The organism is Bacillus sp. MMSF_3353 (assembly GCF_030733445.1).
GTDB classification, from domain to species: Bacteria; Bacillota; Bacilli; order Bacillales; family Bacillaceae_G; genus Bacillus_A; species Bacillus_A wiedmannii.
This window is the reverse complement of the sequence record NZ_JASHJA010000001.1, coordinates 735,453-747,688: the sequence shown is the minus strand read 5'-3', so window position 1 is coordinate 747,688 and position 12,236 is coordinate 735,453. Positions and strand designations below refer to the sequence as shown.

General features: G+C 35.7%; 15 protein-coding genes. 3 read left to right on the top strand and 12 right to left on the bottom strand.

What is annotated here, in order from left to right:
- Positions 1 to 3: 3 nt before the first annotated feature.
- From RBB48_RS04165 to panE, 5 genes are all read right to left on the bottom strand, one after another.
- Positions 4 to 2,151 (bottom strand): penicillin-binding protein, encoded by a 2,148-nt coding sequence (locus tag RBB48_RS04165; RefSeq protein WP_079998456.1) that lies wholly within the window; start codon positions 2,149 to 2,151, stop codon positions 4 to 6.
- Between the two features lie 21 nt (positions 2,152 to 2,172).
- The gene (gene ftsL / locus RBB48_RS04160; RefSeq protein WP_000067078.1) at positions 2,173 to 2,535 is read right to left on the bottom strand and encodes a cell division protein FtsL; all 363 of its coding nucleotides are present in this window, start codon (positions 2,533 to 2,535) and stop codon (positions 2,173 to 2,175) included.
- A 15-nt stretch (positions 2,536 to 2,550) separates the two neighbouring features.
- A complete protein-coding gene (gene rsmH / locus RBB48_RS04155) occupies positions 2,551 to 3,483 on the bottom strand; it encodes a 16S rRNA (cytosine(1402)-N(4))-methyltransferase RsmH (protein ID WP_000472512.1) in 933 nt (310 codons plus the stop codon).
- Positions 3,484 to 3,851: 368 nt separating this feature from the next.
- The gene (bshC, locus tag RBB48_RS04150; RefSeq protein ID WP_088064311.1) at positions 3,852 to 5,468 is read right to left on the bottom strand and encodes a bacillithiol biosynthesis cysteine-adding enzyme BshC; all 1,617 of its coding nucleotides are present in this window, start codon (positions 5,466 to 5,468) and stop codon (positions 3,852 to 3,854) included.
- A 79-nt stretch (positions 5,469 to 5,547) separates the two neighbouring features.
- A complete protein-coding gene (panE, locus tag RBB48_RS04145; protein WP_088064312.1) occupies positions 5,548 to 6,438 on the bottom strand; it encodes a 2-dehydropantoate 2-reductase in 891 nt (296 codons plus the stop codon).
- Positions 6,439 to 6,813: 375 nt separating this feature from the next.
- Between panE and RBB48_RS04140 the strand changes: the two genes are divergently transcribed.
- Positions 6,814 to 7,287 (top strand): N-acetyltransferase, encoded by a 474-nt coding sequence (locus RBB48_RS04140; protein ID WP_000506704.1) that lies wholly within the window; start codon positions 6,814 to 6,816, stop codon positions 7,285 to 7,287.
- A gap of 34 nt (positions 7,288 to 7,321) precedes the next feature.
- On the opposite strand, the gene RBB48_RS04135 is transcribed toward RBB48_RS04140, so the two are convergent.
- The 7 genes from RBB48_RS04135 to RBB48_RS04105 form a co-directional block, all read right to left on the bottom strand.
- Positions 7,322 to 7,828, bottom strand: coding sequence for an RsfA family transcriptional regulator (locus RBB48_RS04135; protein WP_000246481.1), 507 nt, complete (start codon positions 7,826 to 7,828; stop codon positions 7,322 to 7,324).
- Between the two features lie 129 nt (positions 7,829 to 7,957).
- A complete protein-coding gene (gene rpmF / locus RBB48_RS04130) occupies positions 7,958 to 8,131 on the bottom strand; it encodes a 50S ribosomal protein L32 (protein WP_001984764.1) in 174 nt (57 codons plus the stop codon).
- Positions 8,132 to 8,192: 61 nt separating this feature from the next.
- Positions 8,193 to 8,693, bottom strand: a complete 501-nt coding sequence (locus RBB48_RS04125) for a YceD family protein (RefSeq protein WP_000872150.1) — start codon at positions 8,691 to 8,693, stop codon at positions 8,193 to 8,195.
- Between the two features lie 284 nt (positions 8,694 to 8,977).
- Positions 8,978 to 9,595 carry a replication-relaxation family protein gene (locus tag RBB48_RS04120; RefSeq protein ID WP_306007425.1) on the bottom strand — a complete coding sequence of 206 codons (618 nt, stop codon included), beginning with the start codon at positions 9,593 to 9,595 and terminating at the stop codon, positions 8,978 to 8,980.
- Positions 9,537 to 10,718, bottom strand: a complete 1,182-nt coding sequence (locus tag RBB48_RS04115; RefSeq protein ID WP_306007424.1) for an FtsK/SpoIIIE domain-containing protein — start codon at positions 10,716 to 10,718, stop codon at positions 9,537 to 9,539. Before RBB48_RS04115 ends, RBB48_RS04120 begins: the two co-directional genes overlap by 59 nt.
- Positions 10,719 to 10,835: 117 nt before the next feature.
- Positions 10,836 to 11,018 carry a hypothetical protein gene (locus RBB48_RS04110; protein WP_306007423.1) on the bottom strand — a complete coding sequence of 61 codons (183 nt, stop codon included), beginning with the start codon at positions 11,016 to 11,018 and terminating at the stop codon, positions 10,836 to 10,838.
- 2 nt (positions 11,019 to 11,020) lie between these two features.
- A complete protein-coding gene (locus RBB48_RS04105; RefSeq protein WP_306007422.1) occupies positions 11,021 to 11,323 on the bottom strand; it encodes a hypothetical protein in 303 nt (100 codons plus the stop codon).
- Between the two features lie 183 nt (positions 11,324 to 11,506).
- Here RBB48_RS04105 and RBB48_RS04100 point away from each other — a divergent pair, with 183 nt between their 5' ends.
- Together RBB48_RS04100 and RBB48_RS04095 are read left to right on the top strand one after the other, a co-directional pair.
- Entirely contained in the window at positions 11,507 to 11,728 is a 222-nt protein-coding gene (locus tag RBB48_RS04100; RefSeq protein WP_306007421.1) for a helix-turn-helix transcriptional regulator, read from the top strand.
- Positions 11,721 to 12,212 (top strand): hypothetical protein, encoded by a 492-nt coding sequence (locus RBB48_RS04095; protein ID WP_306007420.1) that lies wholly within the window; start codon positions 11,721 to 11,723, stop codon positions 12,210 to 12,212. The genes RBB48_RS04100 and RBB48_RS04095 overlap by 8 nt, the downstream gene beginning before the upstream one ends.
- Positions 12,213 to 12,236: the final 24 nt, after the last annotated feature.

Genomic DNA, 12,236 nt, shown 5'->3' with positions numbered 1-12,236 from the left:
CCATTACTGTTCTTCTGCTTCTTGTTGTGGTTCAAGTGGCGGTACAAGCGTTACACCTAACTCTGTACCAGGTTGTAACAATGTTCCTTCTGCCACACTTTGTTCGGTTACGTATCCGGTACCAGTAGGTTTTAGGTTAAGCTTTAATGTTTTTGCTAAATTCATAACATCACGAAGCGCCCAGCCTTGTATATTTGGCATTGTAGGTTTATCTCCCACTAAGAAGACTCGGTCACCCTTCAATGTTTGTTCAGTCGCTTTCGGTACTTGCTGCTGTACTTTCCCTTCACCTAATACGATTGGACGAAGTTTTGCTTTATCAATAGCTTTTTTCGCTTCTTCCATCGTTTTTCCGGTTACATCTGGAACAGCAGTTTGCTGCTCTTTCACATATTTCTTCGGATCTTTCACTTCATTAGGCTTAATCTTTAAATACTCTAAACTATTCTTCGTTACATATTTAAAAATATCAGCTAAAGGTTGTGCGCCACTCTCATCATCTTTCAATTTCGGTTGTTTAACAGCTACATATACAACAAGTTGCGGATCATCCATAGGTGCCATACCTAAGAACGAGAATATATAATTCTCTCTCCCTGTCATATAGCCACCTTTTCCATCCGGAATTTGGGCTGTTCCTGTTTTACCACCAACTGAATAACCATCGACTTTATAAGCGGTTCCTGTTCCTTTCGGCGATGTAACAACACGTTCTAATAACTGTCTTACTTGCGCTGCTGTTTCTTTTGTAACAGGTTTTCCCACTTCTTCTGGCTTATGTTCTAATTTTACTTCCCCTGTTATTGGATTTACAATTTTATCAACTGTATAAGGCTTCATCATTTTTCCGTCATTTGCAATAGCAGTTGCAGCTTGCACAAGCTGAATTGGTGTTACAGTAGAACCTTGTCCAAAAGCTGTTGTTACTTGCTGTATTTGCTGATCGAATATAATTGTATTTGAACCTTCACCAGGTAAATCAATCTTCGTTTTTTCATCTAATCCAAAACTATGAATATATTTTCGGAATCGTTCTGGTCCAAGTTTTTGATCCCCTAAAATTGCAAACGCTACGTTGGAAGAGCGCTCTACCCCTTCATCAAATGTGATAGATCCCCATCCAGCGCCACCGTTATGATCTTTTATTTTTCGGTTTCCGACTTGATATGTACCAGACTGATAATAATCTTGTCCTTTGTACACACCTTCATTAATAGCTGCTGCTAGCGTGAAAATTTTCATTGTTGATCCAGGTTCAAATGCATTTGCAATTGCGTCATTATAAAAATATTTAATATCCTCTCGGTTCGGATCATAACTAGGTTTAGTAGACATTCCTAATATTTTCCCTGTTTTTGGATCCGCAACAATCCCTATTAAGCTTTCTGGTTCATAATGTTTACTCGCTTCTTTCATTGCGTCTTCTAAAAAACTTTGAATACGCTGGTCAAGCGTTAAATATACATTATCTCCATTTTTAGGTGCCTTTACATTCACTTTTCCGCCGTCAAGAGATACGCCTCTACGATCGCCTGTATAAGCTACTTCTCCGTTAGAAGCTCCTAAATACTTATCCAAACTCTTTTCTAAACCAAATTGTCCTATAGCAATCCCCTTATCATCAGGTCTCGCATGACCTACGACATAAGATGCGAAATCACCGTTTGGATATACTCTGGCATTTTCAGTAATAAAAGATATACCTGGCAATTTTAATGCTTCTATTTGATCTTTCTGTTCTTTCGTCAAGCCCTTACCTAATTTCCCGAATTCCACTTGACTTTTATCTTTATTTAACGCAGCTAAAATATCCTCTTCGCCTTTTCCAAGTACTCCTGCAATTTTCTTTGCAGTGTCCTCTTTATTCTCAACCGGCTTCGCACCTTTTAATTCCGCTACAAGTTTATAAGAGTTTGCATCTTGCGCTAATACATGACCATTTTGGTCATAAATCGTTCCTCGATTTGCTTCGAGAACTCCTGCTTTACTATGTTTTTGCTGAGCGAGTTTATCCAAATCTTGATTATGCACTGTTCCTGTTGCTTGTATGTAAAAAAATCGGGCTAATAATAGCAAAAAGAGCAGGAGGAATAAAATCATAAAATACCCTGCTCCCTTATTGGTATGAAATTTAGTCATATTTCTCTTCATTTTCCCTTCACACCTATTGCCTTATTTGAGGCCCTTCACATTATTCGCATTAATTTCTAGCCCGTGTTTTTTTGCAACTTCAGCGATTCGTTCATAGCGACTTAACTTCTCTACTTCAGCCTGTAACTCTTGATTTTCTTTTTGCTTCTGTACAATTTTTTGTTCTATCGTCGCTGCTTCTACATTAACTTGATAAAGGCCTGCTTTATTTCCAATAAACGCTACACAGGCATACAATAAAAAGCCAATAAATGCTACATACAACAGTTTTTCGATTCTTGTAATCTTCGCTTTAGCTTTTGGCTGAACCATCTGCTGTGGGGGCGTTTGAATCTGTATCTCTTCTTGCGCTTGTTGTTTGTACTTTACAGCTAAGTTACTCATACCTCTCTCCCCTTTTTATCGTTTTTCAGCGATTCTCAATTTCGCAGAACGCGCTCGATTATTTTCTTCTAACTCTATATCAGAAGGTAAAATCGGTTTTCTCGTAATAAGCTTTAATTTTGGCTTAAATTCATCAGGAATAATCGGTAATCCTGGTGGCAATTGTGGCGTTGTGCTATTTCGTTTAAACGTCGTTTTACAAATACGGTCTTCTAAAGAATGGAATGTTATAACACTAACTCTTCCGCCCGGCTTGACCATCTCAATTGCAGATTCCAACGCTTCTTCAAATACTTTCAATTCATCATTTACCGCAATACGGATTGCTTGGAACACTCGCTTCGCAGGGTGTCCACCCGTTCTACGAGCAGGAGCTGGAATACCCTCTTTAATTAGTTCTACTAATTCTCCTGTCGTTTCAATAGCTTTATTCTCACGATACGCTTCAATTTTCCTTACTATTTGTTTTGAAAATTTCTCTTCACCATACTGGAAGAAAATTCTTACAAGTTGCTCATATGACCAGCTATTTACAACATCATATGCTGTTAATGGGGCATCTTGATCCATCCGCATATCTAACGGTGCATCATGATGATAACTAAAGCCACGCTCTGGTGTATCTAATTGTGGGGATGAAACACCTAAATCAAATAAAATACCATCTACTTCTGTTATACCTAATTCCTGTAGTTTTTCAGATAAATAACGGAAATTACTCTTTACTGTTATGAACTGCTCACCGTATGAAGAGAATCTTTCTTTCGCATTTTGAATCGCTATCTCATCTTGATCAAACGCGATTAATCTTCCACCTTCAGTTAATTGGGATAATAAATAAGAACTATGTCCTCCTCCCCCCAGTGTACAATCTACATATGTACCACCTGGCTTTATATCTAAGCCGTCTACTGTTTCCTTCAAAAGCACTGTTACGTGTTTAAACATTGTTGCACCTACTCTTTTTCCAATTAATTATGTTGAATGCATCTCCTCCTCCAAACGCATATTTCACGATTAGAGAACGAAATACTATGAAAGAACGACTCATTTAACTTGCCTACAAAAGCAGCATACTATACAAATCGCTATTTTCTTTTATTATATACTAAATTTTATCATCTTTTGCGGGAATTTAAATAAAAAACTGTCGAAAAAGATGATAATACGTTTACATTTTGTGCTATTTTGTCATATATTTAAGTATCCTGCATAATTACGATATTCACTTTTTTAAAATTGATAATTCAGAAAAATTTCACTTCACAGTAAATTCAACAAGACAAAAATAAAATCCTGCTCCTAAGAGCAAGATTCTATAGTTTTATAACATGATGTTTTCCGTCCCAAGAAAACGATTTTTCCATTACACGATCAACGAAATCCAAACCAAACTGATTTAAATAGTAACATACATTCCACACACGCTCTTGCGGCGCCCCTAATGGACGAAGTGCAAATTGTATACGACGGAATTTATTTAGCTGTACTTCATGTTTTTTCTCAACATTTCTTTTCAACATTCTTTCCAACAGTTCAATTTGTTCATTAATTTTGAATTCATTTTTCCCTGCAAACGCACTTAATCCAGGATCTATTTTCTTCACAAACTGTTGTAATGACGTATGGATATCAATTATTTCTTTTTTCGCCTCTACAAATCGATCATCTATCGGTTCCTCTATTTGATTAGATAACCAGTTTTCACGCAACTTATCTACGTTATTTAAAAAAGGATCACTGTCTTGCAATTGCAAATCGTATAAATCTGTCGCTATATCCCTCTCTACATAAGTGATTGTAATACGCGGAACGACAGGCGGCATTTGGAAACCAATCGTATGGAAAACTTGTTGCAATTCACTCCAGTAAGCTAATTCCCCTGGTCCTCCAATAAACGCGAGCGTAGGAAATAGATACTCTTGCATAAGAGGGCGCGTTACAACATTATTACTAAAGCGTTCCGGACTTCTTTCCATCTCTTCCATCAATTCCTCATATGAAAAGGAATACGCTCCATCCTTCCCTACAAACTTCCCTTGATCGTCTTCAAGTAATACTCGCTCATTATCAATTTCCATGAATATATGTACTGCATTATACTTTGTTTCAATAATCGGTTTATATCCTAATTCTTTAATTATTTCCTGTTGGTTATGAAGCCCCTCTTGCACTTCTTTATACTTACCTATAATTTGCTTAAAAAACGGCACTTCTAATTTTCTTAATTCAGGATGATGCGAATCAACAAGAATTAAACCAGAATTAACGAACATTTTCATAATAAGATGGGCAAAGAAATCTACATACGTATTCGATTTCCCCAAAGAATCATCAATAAATTGCAGTACATCCTTTGTAAAATTCGTTTCAGGGTATGTTTTGAAAATTTCTTCAATCCACTTTCTACAGTCTTCCAAAGAAAGCTCGGACTCTGAAGCACTCGCCACTTTCGGATTACGGTCATGAAAAATAGTCTTTTTTATTTTTTTATTCTTCGTTACAAAAGTATGATTAATTTCATCCATATCATGGTCTTCACCAGCAATCCAGAAAACAGGAACGACTTTAACACCTAAACTTTCTTCCTTTTCCCTCGCAAGCTGTAAAACTGAAATAATTTTATGAATTGTATAAAGTGGTCCAGTTAATAACCCAGCTTGTTGTCCAGCTATAACAACATATGTATTTTCATCTCCAAGCGCTTTTACATTTTGAATCGTAGCTTCTCCCGCTTGTAATTTTGTATTATATTCTAATAAATGCGCTACTAAACCTTGGCGGAAAAACTCCCTCTCACGCAAATCATGTACACGCTGTTTAAAAGCATCTTCTGTTAACATATAGTCAAAACACGACTGTATCTCTTTTTTACCGTTCATATAGTCCGCTACAACACCTTGTTGCGGAACAGAGATTTCTTTTATCTCCATATAATTCTTCCTTTCGTATCCTGTTCTCTCACCAATCCACATTGTAGTCAATGTTGCACGTAAAAGCAAAGAATTACACTTATTCTTTTACTTCTAATCCTTTTATTGCATCGAACAAAAATTGCAGTGTCGGAACAGATCGTTGCTGTTTCTTAGCTTCTTCTAATACATATCCAACAATCGCACCGATTTCCGTTTGTCTATTTGCCCTTACATCTGCCAGCATAGATGATGTATTACGAGACGTTCTTTCACATACGTGACGTACCATTTTCCATACCATTTCTTTTTCTTCTTTAACAAGAAAAACGACTTCCTGAAAAACTTGCTCCATCAATCGATAAAAAAACGGGTTCGTAATCAACTCTCCGTTCTGGACTTGTAATAATGCTGTCAATGGATTGATACATACATTAACTACTAATTTTTTGTGCATGACATCCTTCCAATCATCTTCTATTTGAATCGGAAAATGAGGAAATGGAAAGCAATTAAATATTTTTTCAAAATGTATAGACTGGCCGTGCACGATTCCAAACTTCGTTACACCTATCCCCGTATGATAAACGATATGTCTTTCTTCTTTTTTTGCACCATGCTCTACAATCCCAACCGCAATATTTTCATTCCTTATTTGCTGCATAGCATGAAGGTGCGACATTCCGTTTTGCAAAAAGATTAATGAGGATTCCCCTCGCACAAAAGGTAGTATGTCAGTTATATGATATTGCTTAACAGCAATAAATATATAGTCTAGCTTCTGGTCTAGCATACTTTCTATTGGTAAAGCAGGTGGGAATACGGTTTCACGTTTTTCCTCCCTCATACAAGTTACACCCGTTCTATTCAATTCCTCAGCCTGTTTAGCTGTCCTTGTAAACAACGTAACATCTTGATTACTTTTTTGTAAATAAAATGCATATAACAGACCGATAGCTCCTGGTCCCACAACTCCGATTTTCATTTTCACACAAGGAACTCATATAAATACGTTACACAAGTCCCTTTTCCCTCCCCCTTTTTATCCCGCAAACGCCTGATTGGTGCGGAATCATAATTAACTAAAGGTGAACAAATCCCACTGATTACAGTTTCACTTTACCTTTCTCAATTCCATGAACATAGTTTACAATTTCATTACTCTTTAACAAACAAATGCAACCTCTACTTTCAATATGTATATACTACCTATTAATATGTTTCTACTCTTAGTTTAGCAAATCCTCAAAAAAATAATAAAAGAAATATACTATCTTCTTCATAAAAATAAAAAAATGAGTTATAATATTATTGTAAATATTTTTACTTTTCTGCATTCAACGAGACAAGAAAAGGATGTGATGTTATGGGATTCCCAAAAGTTGAGCGCTTGCTCATCAATTATAAAACATTAGACGAATTTAAAAAATTTAAAGGTTGCGGAGCTCAAGAACTATCCATGTTAGAAGAATTACAGGCAAACATTATTGAAAACGATAGTGAATCTCCATTTTACGGTATTTATTATGGCGGATCACTAATTGCACGTATGAGTCTATATATGAAAAGGAACGGCGGAGAACCATTCGAAATTACAGGTACTTACCTAGAACTCTATAAACTTGAAGTGTTACCAACTTTCCAAAAACAAGGATTCGGAGAAATGCTTGTAAATTATGCGAAGGGGCTACAGTTCCCAATTAAAACGATCGCACGTATCCATTCAGCTGGTTTTTGGGATAAATTAAATTTCCAGCCTGTATCAGTACCTGATGGTGATTTTTATGTTTGGAACCCAGAAACAAATTTGAATACGGTTACAAACGAAGAGTCTGCATAAGAAATAAAAAAACAGCTACATAGCAGCTGTTTTTTTATTTCTTTAACTTTTCTAATTTCCCATTCGAACGAGCGCTATTTCTTTCCGCTACCATTACACTTCTTTTTTGATCGATATAATCAAGCAATGTTCTATACTCTTCCTCATATACTGATAATCGCTCCAAAAGACTCTCTCTCTCTGTTTGTAACGATTCAATTTGCTGTTGCAACACCATTAAAGAGTTTTCATCTTTATAATTTTGCAAGAAATCAATAACATCATTCAATGTAATTGACGTAGGCTCTACTACCTTTGTCTCTTTTACTTCATAATTTTCTACTTTACGTAGTTGCTTCGCTTCTTCAATACGTTCTTTGTATTGCTTTCTAACGTAAGAATTCCATCTAAAGCCACATGCTGCTGGTGTACGAGATAAATGTCTTCCCACTTCTTTAAAGGCAGATAATTGCGTTCCACCTTCTCGAATATGCCGGAGTACTACTTCTGCCAGAAGCAAATCTTCATCATCAGTCCAAGCATCTTGTCTTGTTGTCGCCATCTCTCTAGTCCTCCCTATGCATTTTTTATTAAGCATATGCAGTTACTAGAAAAGATAGAATACAACAAATAAAGAATAAGACAAAAAAAATAAACGCAGAAGATATCTTCTACGTTTATTTTCCCGCAATTACTTGCTGATTACTTCTTTACCTTTGTAAGTACCGCATGCTTTACATACACGGTGAGCTAATTTCGCTTCACCACAGCTTGGGCACTCTACCATACCAGGTACTGATAATTTGAAATGCGTACGACGCTTTCTTTTTACTGTTTTAGAAGTTCTTCTAAAAGGTACAGCCATTCTTCCCACCTCCTTAAAAGAAATAGTTATTTTCATATGAAGGCCTAAACCAGTCTTCCGATTATTTGTCAAAAAACTTTGCAAGTCCTGCTAATCGTGGATCAACAGTCTTTTCTTTGTTTTCTTCCGAAATCACTTGCCAGTCTTGACCTTGCATCGGTGCTCCACCAGAAACATCATCACTGAAAATTTGCATTGGAATCTCCAAAAGTATATTTTCCTTGATTACGGGCAGTAAGTCAAGTACTTCTCCTTCTAAACAATGAATTTCAGCTTCAGTTTCAAATTCTTCTTGTGAAGTTTGGAACACCTCAGTTGTTTTAATGTCAAATGGTAATGTCACATCTACTAAAGAGCGAGAACATGGTAAAACCATGCTTCCAGTTATATGTAGATGGAACGTAAACTTACCGGAGCCAAAATCAACTCTTCCTGTTACATGAGCAGGATTAATTTCACGAATATCTTTCTCGACCTCTTGTAGCTCACTTACATCTACCATCTCATCCAATGTCAATCCTTTATTTCTCAATTTATTCAATTGATGGATGGACCATTTCATATCATATCACCTCAAGGCAACAAACAAAATTATAGCTAGCCATTTTATATTTGTCAATGTTTTTTCTTTACACCTCTAAAGATGCATTGTGTCCATTATGTGATAAAACGTGTATTCTTGTCCAGCTATATTTTCTATTTTAGACAAAATGGACATAAAGTAAATAATAAATGTGGTACAGGTTGTGGTCAATGTGGTCTGCGTGGTCAAAAGAGAGTGGTCGTTTGCGATCACTCTCTTCTTATATATATTCCCATTTACTATCTCCGTTAACTCCTACAGAATTAAATTTCTTGAATTACATATACTTTTACAAACACATCATATTTTGCTACCAGTTGTTCCAATTTCTTTTCTCTATATTTGGTTATGGTAAAGAAATGGATAACTGGCACTTTTCCGTTATATTTTTGTTTATATATTTTAGTAAGCTCCTCGTAACATTTTAATTTCTCGTCATTGACCACCATCTTTTGGGTACGATCTATTTCTACAGCATGAAGTATTCTGTCCTCGTCACGAAATTTCACATCAGGAATTATCTTCTTCTTTTTATTATCTTTTATATATCTAATTTCTGTTTCTACTTGCCAGTCATCTGGGCAAAACAAATGTAGCCAAGCTTCATTGCGCAATATAGCATGTGACATTTTACTATGATGAACCACTTTACCTTCGCCAAACAACTTATGTCCTGATTGATTTAAATAATAAACATACTCTTTGTTGTGAATCACTTTACTTGTGTAAGTAGATAAATCATTCATAATCCTATTTGCGTTCCTTATCCCTCCCATTTCATGAACACACATTAAATGCCTTCTTGTTGCAAATTGTAATTTTCTAATCGTCGCAAGTATCGCCATTTGACGATTGATTTTCATGTGTGTTTGCATCCTCATGTTTTTTCACCTCATATTGTTTTAAATGGTTCCACATTATTTCATTACTAATGTAAGGCACTTGAATTTCAGTTAACCTGTCTGTTTTAAAAATTGCACGTCCAGGAATACTTTTTATCGATTCTAATCCTGATTCATCTATCACAACACCAGAAGCTGTTTGAGTCGGTAATCTGAAGCCCAATTTCGCATCACTATTCTGTTTTACTTGTCGTGGCAATGTATCTCCTGTCGGATACTGTGTACAGAAAATCAATCTAAACCCTAACGCTCCACCTATACGAGCAATATGAGAGAGCATTTGCTGACACGCTCCTAATAGTTTTTGCTGTTCTTTTTTCATACTTTTATCAGGGCAAAGTTCCGCACCTTCGTCTACTATGATGAAATATCGCTCTTTCATATTCGTTTCTACAACATTTGTATAATGTCTGGCTTTCATATACAGCATTGTCTCTTCCATCTTCCTAAGAATATTGTTTAATACCATAAAAGCTTCTATAGGCTTCTCTGCAACGGAATCCACTTGTTTTAAATTCTTATATGGCCCGAACTCTAAACCACCTTTTAAATCAATAATGTATAAGCGAATATGCTCTGGTTGCGCTAAAGTAAGCGAAGTAAATACATTCTTTAAAAATACTGTTTTACCCATTCGCGTAAGTCCGCCTAATGCCATATGTGGTGTTTTATCAAAGTCATGATATATTAATCTTTCTAAACTTTGTCCCATAGGAACCTGCCATTTTCCTTTCTTTATCAAACCAACTTCCCAGTCCCATTTATCTGGAACATCTTTATAAAACACACGAATATTCAATTTGTAATTATCATATTGGATTCGTACAGGCTTATTTAATCCTTCACTTACAACATCCTCTACCTTTTGAATGATTTTTGACGGCATCCCTACTGGCAATCGATACACATAAGTCGTACTACGATCATCATCTTTTTGCTCAATAAAAACTGGATACTGTAATTTTTCATTACTCCTAATTGCAATTCCACTTACTTCAAAAAATACTTGTATCTTTTTCCGGTCATCCTCTTTATTTTTGAGCTTATCACCGAATATAGCGAAAATTATTGCCGCCAACGGTACCGATAATAATTCCAACATAAAACCACTCCCTATATCCCTCTTATAGAGGGTATATATCCCTGTTTCAAGGAATACGAACGTACAAGCTAAAAACCTTAGGTTCTGCACGATGATTAAATTCCACTTGGTATTCTCTCATAGAAACAAAATGAGAACATAACCTAGAAGATATAAGAACGAGCCTGTGAGCGTTGTGTACAAGGTTATTCGTGGAAGCCAATGAGGAACACTCTTCCCCATTTTTTCTGCTGCCCTCATTGCAACTACTGACAAACCTGTTGCCGTCCAAATTATTATTGCTTCCCCTGCTAGTGTCATGATTATTCCTCCTCTTCCTTTTCACGAAATGAAATACCTTTTCTCGTAAGGATGACATCATAACAATCCATTAAAATTCCCCAGTCTAAAACATCTTCTTCCTCTCCATATAGATCTTCTTCTAATACCTGTGACAAGCTGAAATACCTCTTATATTCTTTTCGATCATAAACTTCATGATTTTTCATGTGATTTAGAATAGATTCGGTTTCTGCTCTTGATCTTGATTCATTGTACATATCTCTTAATTCTTTTGAAGGATGTAAATATTGAGTTGTGTTCAAGTGATTATACTGCCAACGCATGTAACCATCTCCTCTCACGATGTCTTTAGTTCCACTTGGTGTTCCTCGTGGTCTTGATATAGGTATATGACTTAGAAGGAGCTATATTGCCTGTCCATTTAAACTTTTCTAAATGTTCGTTGATTAAATTAAAGGAGGACACATTTCCATATGCGAATTGTATATAATTAAAGAGGTGATATTGTGCGATTAAAATGTAAACTTCGTATTATTTTTGCTGAAAGAGAAATACGTCAAAAGGAATTTTCAAAACTTATTGGAATTAGTCAAACTACAATGAGCTCACTTGTTAATAACACGACGCTCCCTAGTTTTCTTACAGCTTACAAAATTGCAAAAGAATTAAAATTGCACATGGAAGAAATTTGGATAGAGGATATAGAGGAGGATAATGAAAATGTATAAAAAACTTATAAGTCTTTGCGTCGGAAGTACCCTATTGTTAGGTCTAACAGCTTGTGATTCTTCCAAACAAAATGAATCAAGCGAAAAAACAAACATCACATCTCAACAAGAAATTAAAAAAGATTTAACATCTCAGGATGAATTAAATAAGAAGATAAAGCAAGATGCTGAAGAAGTTAGTTTTGTTAAAGCAAATGGAGATCAATACGAAAAAGGAAAAAGGCTTAAAGCTACAGGAACGGTAGATTTATTACTTAAATCTTCAGTGTTACCTTCTTTTGTCATAAGTACAAATGAAAATGACGGAAAAGGTATGTACACTATTCAAATTGCACAAAGTGGTGTGCAATCAAACGAAAATGAAATAACACTCAAAAGCGGACTAAAAATATCTAAAGGTGCAACAGTAACGATTTATGGCGCCTACGATGAAAAAGATAAAACAGGAATGCCTAAAATTAGTGCAACAGTAATTGAGCAATAAAAAAGAGCCGTCAAACGACGGCTC